Here is a 17507-nt window from a genome sequence, read left to right as displayed (position 1 = left end):
TCATGATATGACCATACCCTGCAAAAAGAGAGACAGCTATGACCATCACATCAGCAACACATGCGATTTCCGTCAATCCTGTGAACGGCGTAAGGTTAACGGCGATGCCGTGGGCTAGTCGGGATGAGATTGCCCATGCGCTTGATCTGGCCGCCAGTGGATTTAATGAATGGAAACACACCACCGTGGCGCATCGGGCGCAGATGCTGCGCAAGGTTGGGCACGCTCTGCGCCAGCGTGCGGAAGAGATGGCGCAGTGTATCTCGCGGGAAATGGGGAAACCGATAAAACAGGCTCGTGCAGAAGTGGCGAAATCCGCGGCGCTGTGTGACTGGTATGCAGAGCATGGGCCTTTGATGCTTAATCCTGAACCAACACAGGTGGAGAATAACCAGGCGGTGATCGAATATCGTCCTCTGGGCACTATTCTGGCCGTTATGCCGTGGAACTTCCCGCTGTGGCAGGTCATGCGCGGTGCCGTGCCTATTTTACTGGCCGGGAATGGTTACCTGTTAAAGCACGCACCGAATGTAACCGGGTGTGCCGATATTATTGCGCAGGCGTTTGCTGATGCCGGTATCCCGCAGGGGGTATATGGCTGGGTGAATGCCGATAACTCGGGCGTTAGCCAGATAATCAACGATCCGCGTATTGCCGCCGTTACGGTAACGGGAAGTGTGCGAGCCGGGGCGGCAATTGGTGCTCAGGCGGGGGCGGCGCTGAAGAAATGCGTGCTTGAACTGGGTGGATCCGATCCGTTCATTGTCCTTAACGATGCTGACCTCGATCTGGCCGTGAAGGCGGCAGTCGCCGGTCGTTATCAGAACACCGGGCAGGTTTGTGCGGCAGCGAAACGTTTTATTGTTGAGGAAGGGATTGCGGCAGAATTTACTCAGCGTTTTGTGGCGGCGGCCAGTGCGCTAAAAATGGGCGATCCTCTGAATGAGGAAAACGATCTCGGCCCAATGGCACGCGTTGATCTGCGTGATGAACTGCATCAGCAGGTTGAGGCTTCGCTGGCACAAGGGGCGACGTTGTTACTCGGTGGCGAAAAAATTGCCGGAAAAGGTAACTACTATGCCATCACGGTTCTTGGTGACGTGACACCTGAGATGACCGCTTTCCGCCAGGAATTGTTCGGCCCGGTAGCAGCAATTACCGTTGCGAAGAACGCAGAGCATGCGTTAGTACTGGCGAATGAGAGTGATTTTGGCTTGTCGGCAACGATTTTCACCGCTGATGAGACGCTGGCGCAGAATATGGCTGCACGCCTGGAATGTGGCGGGGTATTTATCAATGGTTATAGTGCCAGTGATGCCCGCGTTGCGTTTGGCGGGGTGAAGAAAAGCGGCTTTGGTCGGGAGCTTTCGCACTTTGGCCTGCATGAGTTTTGTAACGTGCAGACCGTCTGGAAAAACCGTATCTAATCTTCAGGGTGTCTCCACACGGGACACCCGTCCATGCATATCATCTGCATCCTGACGCGGTGCATTCAGCTCTGTTATACTCGCAGGCCTTTCAGACCTGCGAGCAAGGAGCATGTTGTGGCCAGGGCCATGGACAATTCAATCTTAGAAACCATTGTGCAGCAGGTTCGCCCGCTGATTGGTCAGGGGAAGGTCGCTGACTACATCCCCGCATTAGCCTCCGTTGATGGTTCCAAACTGGGTATTGCCATTTGTACCGTTGATGGTCAGCACTATCAGGCGGGTGATGCGCAAGAACGTTTTTCAATTCAGTCGATCTCGAAGGTGCTCAGTCTGGTGGTGGCGATGCGTCATTATCAGGAAGATGAGATCTGGCAGCGAGTAGGCAAAGATCCGTCAGGACATCCGTTTAACTCTCTGGTACAGCTGGAAATGGAGCAAGGAATACCGCGCAACCCGTTTATTAATGCCGGGGCGCTGGTGGTTTGCGACATGCTGCAGGGGCGTCTGAGTGCGCCACGTCAACGCATGCTCGAAGTCGTACGGGCGCTAAGCGGTGTGCCGGATATCGCCTATGATGCGACAGTTGCCCGCTCTGAGTTTGAGCATTCGGCACGTAATGCGGCCATTGCCTGGCTGATGAAATCCTTTGGCAATTTTCAACATGATGTTGCCACCGTTCTGCAAAACTATTTCCACTACTGTGCGCTGAAAATGAGCTGCGTGGAGCTGGCGCGTACCTTTGTCTTTCTGGCTAATCAGGGGCATGCCTTTCATCTCAATGAGCCGGTGGTCACGCCGATGCAGGCCCGACAAATTAATGCGCTGATGGCGACCAGTGGTATGTACCAGAACGCCGGTGAATTTGCGTGGCGAGTGGGGCTGCCGGCAAAATCCGGGGTGGGGGGGGGTATCGTGGCGATCGTGCCGCATGAAATGGCGATAGCGGTCTGGAGCCCGGAACTGGATCCGGCAGGGAATTCACTGGCAGGTATTGCGGTGCTGGAACAGTTAACCCAACAGATGGGGCGTTCGGTTTACTGATGAACTCGCTCGAACCGCTGTTTTCCCGACTGGCGAAATCGACCTTTCGTTCACGGTTTCGCCTTGGTGACAAAGAACGACGCTATTGTATGGAGAAAGGCGCGCCGGTGATTGAGCAACATGCCGCCGATTTTATTGCCAAACGCCTGGCGCCTGCATTCCCGGCCAACGACGGTAAGCAGACGCCGATGCGCGGGCATCCGGTATTTATTGCCCAGCATGCGACGGCAACCTGCTGTCGCGGCTGTCTGGCAAAATGGCATGATATTCCTCAAGGGCAGGCGCTAAGTGCAGAACAGCAACGTTACGTTGTCACGGTAATTTATCACTGGTTAGTGCGGCAAATGAACCAGCCATAGATAACATAATCCTATGATAAGACCCCTTGTGTTGCGAAAAAGTTAAACGCACTATCATGGGGACTATCTGAGGAGAAAAAAATGGCCACTGGTACCCCCTGCATCGTGCTGAGCGCACAACAGATTGTGTCGAGAATCGACGAGCTTTGTGACGTTCTTGAACAGTGCGTGAATGACGGTGCATCTGTAAGTTTTATACACCCCTTCAATCGCGATAAGTCACTGCCATTCTGGACGGGCGTTGCGCAAAGCGTTGCCCGTGGCGAGAGAATTGTGCTGGCGGCTGAAAACACGCAGGGTATCCTGGTGGGAACCGTCCAGCTTATTGTCGATCAACCTGAAAACCAACCGCATCGTGCCGACGTCGCCAAATTACTGGTGCATCCGTCTGCACGACGAACGGGTATCGCCCGGGAATTGATGAACGCGCTGGAAACGTGTGCGCGTCAACAGCATAAAACTACGCTGGTGCTCGACACGGCCACCGGTAGCGCTGCGGAGTTGTTCTACCACAATTGCGGCTGGCAAAACGCGGGCATGATCCCCAACTACGCCCAAATGCCGGACGGAACGCTGACGGGCACCACACTTTTCTATAAATCATTGTAATTTGTTACCAGGGATTGATCAAAACAGGGTTTCAAGGTATTAAAGTTTGCTAACCTATTGGACCAATTCAATCAGGTTGTATGACTAATCAAAAAGGGAACCCATTGTGCAAACACTAAATCGTCGCGATTTTCCCGGTGCTCACTATCCTGAACGCATCATTCAGTTTGGTGAAGGAAACTTCCTGCGCGCCTTTGTTGACTGGCAAGTTGATTTACTGAATGAACATACCGATCTGAATTCTGGTGTGGTCATTGTTCGTCCTATCGAAAGTACATTTCCGCCATCACTGAGCACGCAGGATGGTCTCTATACCACCATCATTCGTGGTCTGAATGAAAAGGGCGAGGCTGTCAGCGACGCGCGTTTAATTCGCTCGGTTAACCGTGAAATCAGCGTCTATAGCGAATACGATGAGTTCCTGAAACTGGCGCATAACCCTGATATGCGTTTTGTTTTCTCCAATACAACGGAAGCCGGGATCAGTTATCACGCGGGCGACAAGTTCGACGATGCGCCTGCGGTAAGCTATCCGGCCAAGTTGACCCGCCTGCTGTTTGAGCGTTACAGCCATTTTGACGGCGCGCTGGATAAAGGCTGGATAATCATTCCTTGCGAACTGATTGATTACAACGGCGATGCGCTGCGTGAACTGGTGCTGCGTTATGCGCAGGAGTGGGCGTTGCCGGACGCGTTCGTGCAGTGGCTGGACAAGGCTAACGCATTTTGTTCTACGCTGGTGGACCGCATCGTTACCGGTTACCCGCGTGACGAAGTGGCCACGCTGGAAGCCGAGCTGGGTTATCACGATGCTTTCCTCGATACTGCAGAGCACTTCTACCTGTTTGTGATTCAGGGGCCGAAGTCATTAGCGACTGAACTGCGTCTGGACAAATATCCGCTGAATGTACTGATTGTTGATGATATTAAGCCGTACAAAGAGCGTAAAGTTGCCATCCTTAACGGTGCGCACACCGCGCTGGTACCGGTAGCCTACCAGGCAGGGCTAGACACGGTGGGTGAGGCGATGAATGACGCAGAGATTTGCGCTTTTGTCGAAAAAGCCATTTACGAAGAGATCATTCCGGTGCTCGATTTACCACGTGATGAGCTGGCATCATTCGCCAGCGCGGTGACCGGACGTTTCTGCAACCCGTACATCAAGCATCAGCTGTTGTCGATTGCCCTGAACGGAATGACTAAATTCCGCACGCGTATTTTGCCGCAGTTGCTGGCAGGGCAGCAGGCCAATGGTCAATTGCCGGCGCGTCTGACGTTTGCGCTGGCGGCGTTGATTGCTTTCTATCGCGGCGAGCGTAACGGTGAGTCTTATCCTGTTCAGGATGATGCCCACTGGATTGAGCGTTTCCAGCTGCTATGGAGTCAGCACCACGATCGTCAAATAAGCACGCAAGCGTTGGTCCACTCGGTACTGACGGTCAACGAGCACTGGGAGCAGGATCTGACGCAGGTTCCCGGTCTGGTTGAACAGGTTTCTGCCGATCTGGACGCCATTCTGTCCAACGGTATGCGCGAAGCCGTGAAGCCACTGTGCTAAAATAGTCACATAATTACCCGGTTTAGGCCGGGTTTTTTATACCTTTTTATTAGTTACAACATACAGTGTGCTTCTTAAATACAGTTACCGTCTGAGACTGTAGCGCCTCATTTGTTCAGGCAGGTAAAAAGGCGGGATTTAGTGCGGTGAGGTGCTTGCAACATTGATCGCGATCACGTTTAATGGCGCGGCTTTCACATTTTCCGAAGATAACTATGATTGTTCGACCTCAACAACACTGGCTGCGTCTGATATTCGTCTGGCATGGTTCAGTGTTATCGAAGATTTTCTCGCGCCTACTGCTGAATTTTCTGCTTTCCATTGCCGTTATCATCATGCTGCCATGGTATACGATGCTGGGTATCAAATTTACCCTGGCGCCATTCAGCATCCTGGGCGTCGCCATTGCTATCTTTTTAGGCTTTCGCAACAATGCCTGTTACTCGCGCTACGTTGAAGCTCGACACCTGTGGGGACAATTAATGATTGCCTCCCGTTCGCTACTGCGTGAGGTAAAAAACACATTACCGGACGACGTCGAGCTGGGGCAGTTTGTACGTCTGCAAATCGCCTTTGCCCACTGTTTACGCATGACCCTGCGTCGTAACCCGCAGGCGGAACCATTAGCGAAATATCTCAGTGCCTCAGATTTGCAAACTGTCTTTGCCTGCCAATCACCGGCCAACCGTATTCTGCTGTTGATGGGGGAGTGGTTAGCCGTACGCAGGCGTAATGGCGAGCTATCTGACATATTATTTCACAGTTTAAACAATAGATTAAATGATATGTCGGCGGTACTTGCAGGTTGTGAGCGGATTGCTAATACACCGGTGCCATTTGCCTATACCTTGATCCTGCATCGCACGGTCTATCTGTTTTGTATCATGCTGCCATTCGCATTGGTGGTCGATCTGCACTATATGACGCCGTTCATTTCCGTGCTGATTTCATATACGTTCATTTCTCTCGACACGTTGGCAGAAGAGCTTGAAGACCCGTTCGGCACGGAAAATAACGACTTGCCGCTGGATGCGATTTGTAATGCGATTGAAATTGATTTGCTGCAAATGAACGATGAAACGACTGTACCTGCTAAACATATGCCCGATAAGCACTATCAACTGACATAACCGAATCAATTTTCGCCATGTCCTTTTTGCCACCATACCGGCATCATATCGGAAAAAGAGTGAAACTGTGGCGCCAGATTCTCATCATCGGGATCGTCAAATCCCCCGGCTAACAGGGCAATAATCGGGGCGTCATCGATGGCGCCCACGGAACTACCACATTGTGGGCAAAAGGCTCGGCTGGATATTTCTGATGATCGCCAGGTAGCAGGTTGACCCGCAATGCCCGTCCATTCTACGTTTTCAGCGTTAAATTCAATCCACACTACGGTGGGCGCACCCGTATGTCTGCGGCAAATATCACAGGAGCAGGAATGTGAGTTGTTGGGATTCGTTGCGGTAAAGCGTACCGAACCACACAGGCAACCGCCAGAATAGATTTTAGACACGACGACTCTCTTCAGCGAAACGTTATCTGACACTAGCAGATGACAAGCCTCGCCACTAGAAGCACATCTTAAAAAAGCGATGGCACGCATATGCGATACCCGGTGTAAAGATAAAACAGACCATTAAATGAACGACAACCTGTGATTGTCAATACGAAGGCTTATTTATCTCCGCGGAGCGTAAGGCCATTCACAGAATAGATCATTGTCTCGATAAAACCGTTGAAAGTGTAATCATGGCGTTCGTATAAAAAATCCATGTCGTCAGGAGGATTAACCTGCTGACGCTTTAAAAGGATGTATGCACGATAATCAGGAGGATTATCTATGAAAAACTTTCAGCTAATGCCTGCAAAACGCCCCGGCCGATTAGCGATTATTCCCGGACTGCTGTTAGCGTCAACAGGTCTGCTGGTACCCGTAGACGCCATCGCAGAAGAACGGCTATGTGAACGTGAATCAGCCGCGTTATGCACGGAAAATAAAAGTAAAACTACACTGCAAGCCAGCCGCATATTATTGGCGGCCCAACCGTATACACCCGCCAATGCCACCAGTGATGCGATCATTAATAATAACGCCAGTGTTCTGTTATCAAATACTGAAAATACTGACGACGTCTGGAATACTTTTCGTGGCCTGATTGTTGGTAAAGATTCTGCAGGTGCGTTGGTCATTGATGGGCGCCAAATTTCTTCGCTTACAGGCTCAATTGGTCGGGGAAGTGCCGGCATTGTGACCCTGACCAATGGGGCAATCTGGATACTGAGAGGGGGAGATCTCGTTTTAGGGACTAACAGCGGCAGTGGCCGCTTATTGGTGGAGCTTGGCAGCCAAATAAGCGGAATTAATGAACTCCGCATCGGCGAATTTTATGCCGGCGCCTACGGCAGCGTCATGATTGACGGAACGGGATCTACTGTTAAAACGAACTGGGTCGTGGTGGGCGATCAGGACACCGGCAAGCTCGATATTCTTAATGGTGGGCAGGTGGTCGCAACCGAACACATGAATATTGGCTATGTTGGTAAAACAGATCGCAATAACTTGTTTGGTAACGGTGCCGTCAGGGTTGATGGTGAGGATTCGTTACTGGACGTCGCTAAGCCGATTTTGCTAGGGGGATACGGAACCGGCAACAATGATGCACGCGGCGTGCTAACCGTGAGTAATGGTGGCACGGTAAAATCCGGGAAATATTTATGGTTAGGCGTCGGTAAGGGAAGTACAGGCATTGTCAACGTAGGGTCTGAAGAGGGGGACGTCGCGCAGCGCGCTGGCGTCATTAACGTTCCGTGGATCTATCTTGGCGATACTGCCGACAATACCAGCACTGTTCAACTGAATTTTAATCATAACAGTGACGATTTTTCACTCGCAGCAGATATAACCGGACGTGGTCAGGTCAATCATAATGGTCCGGGAACGACATTATTGTCGGGAAATAATGCCTACACGGGCATCACGTCGCTACGCAACGGTACGCTGCGGGCTGGCAGCACGGATGCCTTTAGCCGCAACTCAGATTTCACTGTGGATGAGACGGCGACTGTCGATCTGAATGGTTTTAGTCAGACTATCCGCTCGCTGTCGCTCGACGGTATGCTCAGTTTTGGCCAGCCGGGAACGGACGAGGCACTAAAACGTTCCAATAGTATCCTGACCGTTAGCGGTAATTACAGCAGCAACAACGGTCTTCTTATCCTCAATACAACAGAAGATGCCGTGCAACAAAAAGCGGTGGTGAACCAACTTCACGTGATGGGGAATACATCAGGGACCACTCGTGTCGCTTTGCAGGCACTGGGCAGCCAGACGGTCAGTAATCTCAATGGTGCACGGGTAGTGCGGGTGGACGGCGAGTCAGGTGGTGAGTTTGTTGCAGTTGGCCGTTTGACCGCGGGCGCCTATGATTACGCACTACTGCGGGGAAATAATACGGATGACTCCGCACTCATTCCTGATTCGAATCATTGGTATTTGACCAATACGTGGACTCCTTCTGAAGAACCGATACGCGATCCAGAAGAACCAATACGTGACCCAGAAGAACCGGCTATTGATCCCGACACACCGGTGTTACCTGTCCAACAAGAAGAACCCGCATCTCACGATTCGGTTTTACGCCCTGAATTAGGCGCTTACCTTGCGAATAAATCGGCGGGAAATACGCTGTTTACGACACGTTTGCACGATCGCCTGGGCGAAAGTCACTATATTGACCCCATAACGGGTGAGTCAGACGTGACCAGCATGTGGTTACGCAACGTCGGTGGGCATACCCGGTTTCGTGATAGTAGCGGGCAACTGAAGACGCAAAGTAACCGTTATGTTCTGCAAATAGGTGGTGATGTCGCACAATGGAGTTCAGACGAGGTTGAGCGCTGGCATCTGGGCGTCATGTTCGGCTACGCAAACAGCCAAAGTAATACGCGGTCAGACGTCAGCCATTACCGCGCTGACGGTTCGATATCAGGTTACAGCGCCGGATTGTACGCAACCTGGTATGCCAACAATGTGGAGAAAAGCGGGGGATATGTTGACAGCTGGATGCTTTATAACTGGTTTGATAACACCGTTCGCGGTGAACAACTGGCGACAGAGAAATATCGTTCACGGGGGGTGACCGCCTCGCTTGAAGCAGGATATGCCTTTAAGTTGAAGGAGACGGCACGCCTGAGTTACTGGCTACAACCCCAGGTTCAGTTGACCTGGATGGACGTATCGTCTGACGATCATCAGGAGGCAAACGGCACCGTGATCCGAGATAAAGGCAAAGGGAATCTGCAAAGCCGGTTGGGGGTTAAAGCGTATTTGCGAGGCTATAACCAACGCGATGAAGGAAAAGATCGGCTTTTTCAGCCATTTATTGAAACTAACTGGCTTCATAATTCCCGAAATTATTCGATATCAATGAATGAAATACAGGGTGACGTTGATGGCGCAAAAAATATCGCTGAACTCAGAGCAGGTGTTGAAGCGAAAGTAAATACGCGTCTGCACCTTTGGGGAAACGTAGGTCAACAAATTGGCGACAGTGGTTACAGTGATTCTCAGGCAATGTTCGGTGTGAAGGTGTTATTCTGACAACACCCCGCATCCTAAATCAGGATGCGGGGTGTTTATTTCGCCACTACCATTCGCACGCGGAAAATGTATTAACCAAAAGTGTTAATTCACAAATCGCATAATAATCTTACGGTGTGAAAATATACCGACAGGCGTGTTACAAGGTTATTTCATCTAACTAAAAGACAGTGGTTAAGATCAATTGATTCCTGCGTACTATCATGTAAAAAAGTAATGGCTCGTCGAATCGCTAATATCTCTTTATTGATCATCTTAAAATCAACACTGCATTAACCCATGAGATATATTTCATTCCCGCTTTTTACAATAAAGCATTTGACGTTGCTTATCCTCTCTTTATGAATAGTGAATAAACAGGTTAATTTTATGATAAATCAGTCAAATAGGGCAGGTGAACAGTCCCAACAAAAACACCATGGTCATTTTCATATTCCAGACGAGATCCGCCATCTTGGTGATATGTCGCTTTACAGGGCGGTAGCCTGGTGGGGTTTTCTGCGTAAAACTGAGTTTACTCGGGATGATGTTAGCCAGGCGTTTCAGATAGATTTGAGACGTTCCAGTGGCATACTTAGCTATATTTGTCATCGACATGGGTATGATGATATCACATTTGAAATGCGTAAAATCCCAGTACAGGGCGGTTGTTGTCAACTTGCCGTACGAATTCTCAAGGTAGCAACGTCCCCGACATCGGTAAGAAAACCAGAAAAAAGCAGCAATACCAGAAAGGACGTGAAAACAAACAATCAACTGGACCAGCTTATGGCCCGTTGGATGTTATCAAGGCCGACTGGTAATAATGCAACACAATTGGAAGCATGGAAAGCGGGGTGCCCAATTTATGATAATATCAAATTCACCGAAGAGTAATTGTTGAATAGTCACTTTTCGAAATAAAATAATACCAACTAAATACTATTTCTATTTACCTACATTAGCCTCTGCAATGAAAGGCCAATGCAAGTATAAGGGGATTAAAAATCGCGTCTGGCAACAATAAACAAGCGTGGGAATGCCAGCAGGATTTTGCCATTTTCCTGCAGCGGATATTGCTCCTGTAGAAGTTCATGGTATCGAGCCAGATACTTTCGTTGCTCACTTTCGCTCAGATCTTGCAACCAGGGACGTAAGCCTGTCGCACTGACCCAGTCGATAATCGACTGATGTGAATCCATAATGTGGTAATAGGTCGTGCGCCAAATATCAACGTCACATCCCGCTTCAGTCAAAATATCATAATAAGCATGCACGCCGGGAAGAGGCGATCGACCGCGATCGGGATAATCCTGCTCATAGGCGACTTCACGCATTAAAATATGTGTCGGCTCCAGCCAGTTATCCGGCATTTGCACAGCAAGTACGCCGTTACGGTGTAACTGCGAGACAAGATATGGGAATAATTCGTAGTGATCGGGTACCCACTGTAATGAAGCATTCGCATAAAGCAGATCAAGAGGTTGCTCCGCCCGGAACTCGCTGATATCTGTTTCAACAAAATGACAGTTCGGTAAGGTTGCACGCGCCTCGTTGAGCATATTTGGCGAAGAGTCCACGCCTGTTATGTTGGCCGAAGGCCATCGTTGATACAGTAATGACGTGCTATTTCCCGGACCGCACCCCAGATCGGCGACTGAACGAACATTTTCTAACGCTACTCTGCTCAATAATTCTGCTGCGGGTCTTGAGCGTTCGCTGCCATATTGCAGATAAAGTGCAGGGTTCCAGTCGGCCATGTAGCTATCTCCTGTGTAAGATGAGATCGTATTCAATCTTCACGTTAAGCGTACGACATTATGGCTGTATTTGCTGAAGCGGGAAGGGCGCAGTAAAGTGTCTAGTGCCTAGAATAACGCTGAGTGATGATGTAAACATAATGGTAAGGAATGCAATATGATTGAAACATCAAGGCTCATTTTAAGGCAGTGGGGAAAAACAGATATGGCAGCATTTGCCGATCTGAATGCAGACCCAGATGTGATGCGCTTTTTTCCGGCACCGATGACGAGACAGGAGAGCGACAGTCTAGCAGAGAGATTCAGGGACGGAATAGAACAACGCGGCTGGGGTTTTTGGGCCGTTGAATCCAAAGAAACGCATGAATTTGTTGGCTGTGTCGGTCTGCACCCGCAGCCTGATAAATTTCCATTTTCTCCCTGTACCGAAATTGGCTGGCGTCTCAGCAAAACGTACTGGCATCAAGGGTTAGCCATGGAGGCCGCTGAAGCCTGTCTGCAATATGCTTTTACGGTTCTGATGCTGGATGAAGTCGTATCGTTTACATCGGTACTCAACAAACCTTCAGAACACTTAATGAAACGGCTTGGTATGAAAAAAGTGGAAGAGTTTCCGCATCCAGCGTTGCCGGCAAATCATCGGCTGTCCCTGCATGTTCTGTATCGAATCCAAAAGATTTCTGTATTGGTTAATTCTGAAGACCAAGGATGAAAATGAGAGACAGTATTCGAGCAAAGATAGTGAAGGTATGTGAAGCCAAGATAGCGTTCAGAGTCTATCAACAACCAGACCAAGGATGACCATAAAGTGCTGGATTCTGTCTGATACCACATTGGTGCGCATAATGTATATTATGTTAAATGACAGAGAGCATTTAAAAAAGACGTGTTAATGCAGTCTGAATCGTGCCTGTCCGTTTGATCCCTTCCCTGTCGTGACGCTGCGTGAATTCTGCAGATTTTCACCAGTAATCCTGCACACGATTTCACGCAGCACACCACGCAGACATAAAAAAACCGGCCATTGTGGCCGGTTCGTCGTGACGGTTTCTGACTTAATGTATTTTTGCCTGGGCCGCTGCTTTCTCAGACTGACGCTCTGCAGCTCTGACAACGGCCATAAACGCTTTGACACCCGGATCCACATCCGGCGACAACATGCGCATAATTGATTTTGAATTCCTGCCGACCTCGTCTGAAATCGCTGGATAACCGCACGTGACCTTAATCAGCGTGCGCAGCATTCCTTTTGCGACTTCGATTTCACCGGCCAGGATTAACTCGTGGATCTCCTGGATAATCTGAACACGTGACCCGATGTCCTCTTTAAGCAGGTTTTCCCACATTTTTTCGATGTCATGCGCGGCCATGTTTTTTACTCCTCAGATAATCAGCCCGATATTTTTCGGCGGCGTCTAGGTCGTTATTTTGCCGGTCCTTGAAACCGGCACACAGTAAAATGACAATCTCGTCGCCGTCCTGCATCAGATACACCCGAATGGCAATGCAGGCAAATTATTTATCGTCTGAAATCGTTTTGCATTCACACTTGCCACCTACACTGGCAGCGGTCAGACATAATTCACCGGTTATCGGTTCGTATTTTAGCGTTGCACCTGGCATGACCTGCGCGTGTGTAACCGTGCCGCCGCCTGACCTGCTTGTTTTTGTATACGACGCCGCCGAGAACCCAAAAAAGTGACAGTGTAACTTTTCCAGGCTGTATTTACTGACCATCAGTGACCCTGCCAGCGCGTGCGACTTTTTCGGACGTCAACATGTGTGAATGTCGGATAAATACCGATCCCGCCTGTAGGTAAAAAAGTTTCGGTCGATTTTTTTTGCACGATGATTCTTTCCCGCTCGCGCTTGCATCGCCGGATTTATTCTTCGCCGGTGGCGCGTTTTTTGTATATGCAAACGTTACTGTTTTTACTGATTGTACGCCGAAAAGAATTCCCCGCTATCTCATATCGCCTGCATATTCGCCACGGCGGCTGCAGCGGCGACAGAATCCCACACCCGACGCCCTGACAACCCCGTCTGATAAACGCTTGTGACGATGCCCTCGAAACTGATTTCAGGCTGATTCGTTACGATACCGTCAGCAATTTTATAACCTTTCTCCAGTGCCGCTTCCGCCACGTCGCGCGACAGCTCGTAACCCTCGCTCGTCTTGGCATCAAAGGTGATGGCAAGTCCGGATTCGGTGACAATAATTGCAGTGTTACTTTGTGAGGGTTTAACCTGCCGTTGCTGATTGCCGTCATATTTAATTAACGAATCAATTTAAATGTGTTTATATACTAGACATGATGCTTTAAAAAACATTTGCTATAGGTAGTGTGCGTAGGTGTATGATGACTGCACTTTTAATATTTCAAAGGGATTGATTATGGCTTTTAAAGAGTTTGCAACGTTTGGTACTTTAATAACACCCAAAATACTCGTCGCCGTTTACTGGGTATTAACTATTATTTATATTATCGCTGCTGTTATATTTGCATTTAACGGTAATTTTAGCGCCTGTGGTTTAAGTATTCTTGTTTTAGTTATTACTCGCATTTCATTTGAACTGATAATGATTTCGTTTAAAAATAACGAATTTCTGTTCCGCATTTGTAATGCATTAGAAAAAGACAAGCAATAAACATCAGCCCCGCATTGACGCGGGGCTTTTTTTAGTCTGACACAGCGTCCGCTGTTTCTGCCAGATTAAAAGGTATCTGCCGAACATAGAAGAAAATATACTCCCGCCGTTCCCGTCCATCTATGATTTGAAATCACTTATCACTTATCACTTATCACACAAGCCACACTGCCGCCCCAACCCACATCCACCACTCTTATGAATGCCATTCATAGCGTCTATTTAAGCAGCGTAATTATCTTTAACCGCAACTTCGTTAATCTGGGTCTATCGCGTGAACACGCAAGCGGAAAGTGGCTACAGCTGATGGACACACCCAGCCTGCAAGGCTGGGGCTTCATTAGAGGCTAACTAAATATTCTTATCGAAGAATACGTCTAACTTTTGCAAAGCCTCATCAACATATTTTGGCACCCAATACGTCTCGATATGGGTAGCGCCATCGATCAGGAAGAGTTCTTTGTCCTTCGTACCGGTGGCTTTCGCGAACGCATCTTCAGTCATATAGAGCGTATCCGCTTTTGTACCGGCAATCATCAGCAGCGGTTTATTGATGAGATTGATATGGTCCGTGACGTCAAAGCTCATCAAATCCAGAAGACTGCTGGTGGTGTATTTAAACGTGGAATTCGGGTGCGCATGGGTTTTCCAGTAGTACTCGTAGCCCTGGCGGTACAAGGCAAAAGGTAATTTAGCAATCTGTTCATCAGTGAGGTTGGCATCGCCGGAGTAAAGCACTTCGCCTCCGGCGGCTTCCTGAGCACGTGCGTCAGAAGCCTGCTGAAGACGCTGCTGGATAGTATCCAGCTGTGAATCCTGCATACCGTTGCGGCGCACAAGGCCTGAATTAAACATGCTGATGGTGGCTATCGATTTAAACCGCTTGTCAGTTTCAGCCGCAACAAGTGAATACCCGCCGCCTCCGCAAATACCCAGTAGACCAAGGCGGGCGGTATCTACACCAGGATACTGGCTGATGTAGTCAGCCATGCCGTGGATATCCTCAATGCGATTAGCAGGTTTATCCACGCTGCGCGGCATCCCGCCGCTAGCGCCCTGATACGCCGCATCAGCGGTAATCGTGATGTAGCCCTGCTCGGCAAGACGCTGAGCATACAACCCGGCGACCTGTTCTTTTACGCCGCCATTAGGATGCGCGACCACCACAGCAGGGTATTTTTTGGCGGGATCGTAGTTAGCAGGGGTATAGACATTCGCAGCAATCTGGATGCCATGCAGATCGTATTTGACGGGGTGAATGTTGACCTTACCTTTGACGTTCTCAGTAATGGCACCGTCATAAACGAGAGTGAAGGAATTTTTTTTGTAATCAGCCGCATTGACTGAGGTCACCCCAGCCATTGCCGTGAGTAGCATTGCACTGATAAGCGTGAATTTCATGGTCTCTCCCGATGAGTGTCGGCCTGGTTATTCAGGCTCGCGGAATCAAATTTGCAGGCTCAGATTAGGCGGAGAGGGCTGTCAGCATCGTGACAGGAAAATAACATTTTTGTCAGGAAACGGACTGGGATGGATAAATGTTTCTGACAGCGCTGTCAGGTAACCGTCAGCTTTATGTTGGCAATCAGAAGGCAGAATGGTCTCGCTTAAATGAGATTCACGTTCAATTTTCTGAGAAAAGGAGCGATCAATGAAAAGCCAGAATGACCCAACAATGCCAGAGCGACGCAAGCTATTAGCCGCCGGAGCGGGCATTGCCGCCGCTTCGCTGATTCCGCACGTATCAGCGGCGAGCCAATCATCTCAGGTAGATTCATCCAGACAAACCCACCAACGCCCTGCTCCTCCCAGCAAACGTAAACTCGGGCAACTGGAAGTCTCAGCCATCGGTCTGGGCGTGCAGAACATGAGTCGCAAATACGACACCTCTGCACCCTGGCGTCCCGAGATGATCAATATCATCCACCGGGCATTTGATGAAGGAGTCACGTTCTTCGACGCCGCTGAAGCCTACGGCCCGTTTGAAGTTGAAAAAATTCTCGGTGAAGGCGTCGCCCCGTTCAGGGACAAAATCGTTATCGCCACTAAGTTTGGCTGGAACATTGACCAACAAACGGGTAAGCGTCTGCCGGGCCTTAACAGCAGGCCGGAGCATATCCGACATGTCGTCGAGAACATGCTCAAACGCCTGCGTACCGATCGTATCGACTTACTGTATCAACACCGTGTTGATCCGCAGATCCCAATCGAAGATGTTGCCGGCGCGGTGAAGGATTTAATGGATCAAGGGAAAGTCCTGCACTGGGGGCTGTCTGAAATGGGCATCAACACATTGAGACGCGCCCATGCAGCATTACCCGTGACCGCCGTACAAAGTGAATACTCCATGCTCTGGCGCGGCCCTGAAAAGCAGGTCCTTCCGGTGTGTGAAGAGCTGGGCATTGGCTTTGTACCATGGAGCCCACTCGGCGTGCAGTTTTTAACGGGCTGGATTGATGAGAATACCCGGTTCGCTGCCGGTGATTTCCGCGCGACGGAAACGCGTTTCGCGCCTGAAAACTTGCCACACAACTTACAGCTGGTTGAACTACTGAAATCCTGGGCAATAAGAAAAAATGCCGCCCCGGGACAAATTGCGCTGGCATGGCTCCTTGCGCGTAAACCCTGGATTGTTCCCATCCCTGGCACCACCAATAAAGACCATATGCTGCAAAACACAGCGGCTACCAGCGTGTCGCTGACTCTCGCCGAGATGACCGAACTCACCCGCTCACTGGACGCCATCACTATCCAGGGGCAACGTCTGCCGGATGCTGTGCAGGTTTATTCTGATGTTGAAGCACCTTGAAAAGTTAAGAGGAAATCCCGTTATGCGCCTGTTGTTAGTCGAAGATGAAGAAAAAACGTCAACCTATCTCAACCGTGCGTTGAGCGAGTCTGGATTTACGGTAGATGTCTCTGCAGATGGCGCGGAAGGTCTTCATTACGCGCTAGAGTTCGACTACGACGCGATAATACTGGATGTGATGCTGCCGGGGATGGATGGCTACCGGGTACTTGAGGGTGTGCGAGCAGCTAAACAGACGCCGGTGCTGATGCTCTCGGCACGCGGCTCGGTCGACGAGCGAGTTAAAGGGCTTCGTCTTGGCGCGGATGATTATCTGCCCAAGCCCTTTTCGCTTATTGAACTGGTGGCGCGTATTCAGGCGCTGGTGCGTCGTCGCGCTACGGATGGCGCAGACATTACCCAACTGCAAATTCACGATCTGCATCTCGACCTGCTGGCTCGCCGGGTATTTCGCGCCGGAACACGGCTGGAGCTGACCGCAAAAGAGTTTTCCCTGTTGAGCCTTCTTGCCCGACACCAAGGAGAGATTCTGTCAAAGATGATGATAGCTGAGCAGATATGGGACATGAATTTTGACAGCGACGCCAACGTGGTTGAAGTGGCCATTAAACGACTTCGAGCCAAAGTGGATGCGCCGTTCGACGTCAAGCTATTACATACCGTTCGTGGGATGGGTTATGTCCTCGAAGTCCGGTCCGAATAAATG

The 17507-nt window shown here is 49.8% G+C and carries 17 protein-coding genes; 12 read left to right on the top strand and 5 right to left on the bottom strand.

Annotated features, from left to right (window positions below):
* The first annotated feature begins 38 nt into the window (after positions 1-38).
* The 6 genes from sad (at position 39) to AC3ITF_RS10890 (ending at position 6127) form a co-directional block, all read left to right on the top strand.
* The gene (sad, locus tag AC3ITF_RS10915) at positions 39-1427 is read left to right on the top strand and encodes a succinate-semialdehyde dehydrogenase (protein ID WP_489176417.1); all 1389 of its coding nucleotides are present in this window, start codon (positions 39-41) and stop codon (positions 1425-1427) included.
* 117 nt (positions 1428-1544) lie between these two features.
* Positions 1545-2471: a glutaminase B gene (gene glsB, locus AC3ITF_RS10910; protein WP_096757076.1), complete on the top strand. Its 927-nt coding sequence runs from the start codon at positions 1545-1547 to the stop codon at positions 2469-2471.
* Positions 2471-2830 carry a DUF4186 domain-containing protein gene (locus AC3ITF_RS10905; RefSeq protein ID WP_117343108.1) on the top strand — a complete coding sequence of 120 codons (360 nt, stop codon included), beginning with the start codon at positions 2471-2473 and terminating at the stop codon, positions 2828-2830. Before glsB ends, AC3ITF_RS10905 begins: the two co-directional genes overlap by 1 nt.
* 81 nt (positions 2831-2911) lie before the next feature.
* Positions 2912-3439, top strand: coding sequence for a GNAT family N-acetyltransferase (locus tag AC3ITF_RS10900; RefSeq protein ID WP_137363285.1), 528 nt, complete (start codon positions 2912-2914; stop codon positions 3437-3439).
* Between the two features lie 106 nt (positions 3440-3545).
* Positions 3546-4997, top strand: coding sequence for a tagaturonate reductase (locus tag AC3ITF_RS10895; RefSeq protein WP_489176416.1), 1452 nt, complete (start codon positions 3546-3548; stop codon positions 4995-4997).
* Positions 4998-5212: 215 nt separating this feature from the next.
* Positions 5213-6127 carry a bestrophin family protein gene (locus AC3ITF_RS10890; protein WP_161959037.1) on the top strand — a complete coding sequence of 305 codons (915 nt, stop codon included), beginning with the start codon at positions 5213-5215 and terminating at the stop codon, positions 6125-6127.
* Positions 6128-6132: 5 nt separating this feature from the next.
* Here AC3ITF_RS10890 and AC3ITF_RS10885 read toward each other — a convergent pair whose 3' ends face one another.
* Positions 6133-6516 (bottom strand): GFA family protein, encoded by a 384-nt coding sequence (locus tag AC3ITF_RS10885; protein ID WP_115258515.1) that lies wholly within the window; start codon positions 6514-6516, stop codon positions 6133-6135.
* 327 nt (positions 6517-6843) lie between these two features.
* Here AC3ITF_RS10885 and AC3ITF_RS10880 point away from each other — a divergent pair, with 327 nt between their 5' ends.
* Positions 6844-9603, top strand: coding sequence for an autotransporter outer membrane beta-barrel domain-containing protein (locus AC3ITF_RS10880; protein WP_181490203.1), 2760 nt, complete (start codon positions 6844-6846; stop codon positions 9601-9603).
* Positions 9604-9972: 369 nt separating this feature from the next.
* Entirely contained in the window at positions 9973-10479 is a 507-nt protein-coding gene (locus tag AC3ITF_RS10875; protein ID WP_181596739.1) for a CaiF/GrlA family transcriptional regulator, read from the top strand.
* Positions 10480-10583: 104 nt separating this feature from the next.
* Here the strand turns inward: AC3ITF_RS10875 and tam are convergent, their stop codons facing one another.
* Positions 10584-11342: a trans-aconitate 2-methyltransferase gene (tam, locus tag AC3ITF_RS10870; protein WP_117343113.1), complete on the bottom strand. Its 759-nt coding sequence runs from the start codon at positions 11340-11342 to the stop codon at positions 10584-10586.
* Between the two features lie 157 nt (positions 11343-11499).
* Here tam and AC3ITF_RS10865 point away from each other — a divergent pair, with 157 nt between their 5' ends.
* Positions 11500-12054 carry a GNAT family N-acetyltransferase gene (locus AC3ITF_RS10865; protein WP_489176415.1) on the top strand — a complete coding sequence of 185 codons (555 nt, stop codon included), beginning with the start codon at positions 11500-11502 and terminating at the stop codon, positions 12052-12054.
* A 343-nt stretch (positions 12055-12397) separates the two neighbouring features.
* On the opposite strand, the gene AC3ITF_RS10860 is transcribed toward AC3ITF_RS10865, so the two are convergent.
* Together AC3ITF_RS10860 and AC3ITF_RS10855 are read right to left on the bottom strand one after the other, a co-directional pair.
* Positions 12398-12712, bottom strand: a complete 315-nt coding sequence (locus AC3ITF_RS10860; protein WP_135912058.1) for a hypothetical protein — start codon at positions 12710-12712, stop codon at positions 12398-12400.
* A 598-nt stretch (positions 12713-13310) separates the two neighbouring features.
* On the bottom strand, positions 13311-13487 hold the full coding sequence (locus AC3ITF_RS10855; protein ID WP_489176414.1) for a hypothetical protein: 177 nt from the start codon (positions 13485-13487) through the stop codon (positions 13311-13313).
* Positions 13488-13737: 250 nt separating this feature from the next.
* Between AC3ITF_RS10855 and AC3ITF_RS10850 the strand changes: the two genes are divergently transcribed.
* A complete protein-coding gene (locus tag AC3ITF_RS10850) occupies positions 13738-13992 on the top strand; it encodes a hypothetical protein (protein WP_117342769.1) in 255 nt (84 codons plus the stop codon).
* A gap of 351 nt (positions 13993-14343) precedes the next feature.
* Here the strand turns inward: AC3ITF_RS10850 and AC3ITF_RS10845 are convergent, their stop codons facing one another.
* Positions 14344-15393: a CocE/NonD family hydrolase gene (locus AC3ITF_RS10845; RefSeq protein ID WP_370922971.1), complete on the bottom strand. Its 1050-nt coding sequence runs from the start codon at positions 15391-15393 to the stop codon at positions 14344-14346.
* Positions 15394-15643: 250 nt separating this feature from the next.
* Between AC3ITF_RS10845 and AC3ITF_RS10840 the strand changes: the two genes are divergently transcribed.
* Both AC3ITF_RS10840 and AC3ITF_RS10835 read left to right on the top strand, forming a co-directional pair.
* Positions 15644-16801, top strand: a complete 1158-nt coding sequence (locus AC3ITF_RS10840; protein WP_489176413.1) for an aldo/keto reductase — start codon at positions 15644-15646, stop codon at positions 16799-16801.
* A 22-nt stretch (positions 16802-16823) separates the two neighbouring features.
* Positions 16824-17504 (top strand): heavy metal response regulator transcription factor, encoded by a 681-nt coding sequence (locus AC3ITF_RS10835; protein ID WP_023320379.1) that lies wholly within the window; start codon positions 16824-16826, stop codon positions 17502-17504.
* The last annotated feature ends 3 nt before the right edge of the window (positions 17505-17507 follow it).

Source organism: Citrobacter sp. KH_055_1, assembly GCF_057838705.1.
This window is presented reverse-complemented; position numbering and strand designations above follow the sequence as displayed.

Excerpts from the sequence above, each read along its gene's own strand:
- sad (WP_489176417.1), top strand. The coding sequence starts at position 39 with ATGACCATCACATCAGCAACACATGCGATTTCCGTCAATCCTGTGAAC.
- AC3ITF_RS10905 (WP_117343108.1), top strand. The coding sequence starts at position 2,471 with ATGAACTCGCTCGAACCGCTGTTTTCCCGACTGGCGAAATCGACCTTT.
- AC3ITF_RS10900 (WP_137363285.1), top strand. The coding sequence starts at position 2,912 with ATGGCCACTGGTACCCCCTGCATCGTGCTGAGCGCACAACAGATTGTG.
- AC3ITF_RS10890 (WP_161959037.1), top strand. The coding sequence starts at position 5,213 with ATGATTGTTCGACCTCAACAACACTGGCTGCGTCTGATATTCGTCTGG.
- AC3ITF_RS10880 (WP_181490203.1), top strand. The coding sequence starts at position 6,844 with ATGAAAAACTTTCAGCTAATGCCTGCAAAACGCCCCGGCCGATTAGCG.
- AC3ITF_RS10875 (WP_181596739.1), top strand. The coding sequence starts at position 9,973 with ATGATAAATCAGTCAAATAGGGCAGGTGAACAGTCCCAACAAAAACAC.
- tam (WP_117343113.1), bottom strand. The coding sequence starts at position 11,342 with ATGGCCGACTGGAACCCTGCACTTTATCTGCAATATGGCAGCGAACGC.
- AC3ITF_RS10865 (WP_489176415.1), top strand. The coding sequence starts at position 11,500 with ATGATTGAAACATCAAGGCTCATTTTAAGGCAGTGGGGAAAAACAGAT.
- AC3ITF_RS10860 (WP_135912058.1), bottom strand. The coding sequence starts at position 12,712 with ATGGCCGCGCATGACATCGAAAAAATGTGGGAAAACCTGCTTAAAGAG.
- AC3ITF_RS10850 (WP_117342769.1), top strand. The coding sequence starts at position 13,738 with ATGGCTTTTAAAGAGTTTGCAACGTTTGGTACTTTAATAACACCCAAA.
- AC3ITF_RS10845 (WP_370922971.1), bottom strand. The coding sequence starts at position 15,393 with ATGAAATTCACGCTTATCAGTGCAATGCTACTCACGGCAATGGCTGGG.
- AC3ITF_RS10840 (WP_489176413.1), top strand. The coding sequence starts at position 15,644 with ATGAAAAGCCAGAATGACCCAACAATGCCAGAGCGACGCAAGCTATTA.
- AC3ITF_RS10835 (WP_023320379.1), top strand. The coding sequence starts at position 16,824 with ATGCGCCTGTTGTTAGTCGAAGATGAAGAAAAAACGTCAACCTATCTC.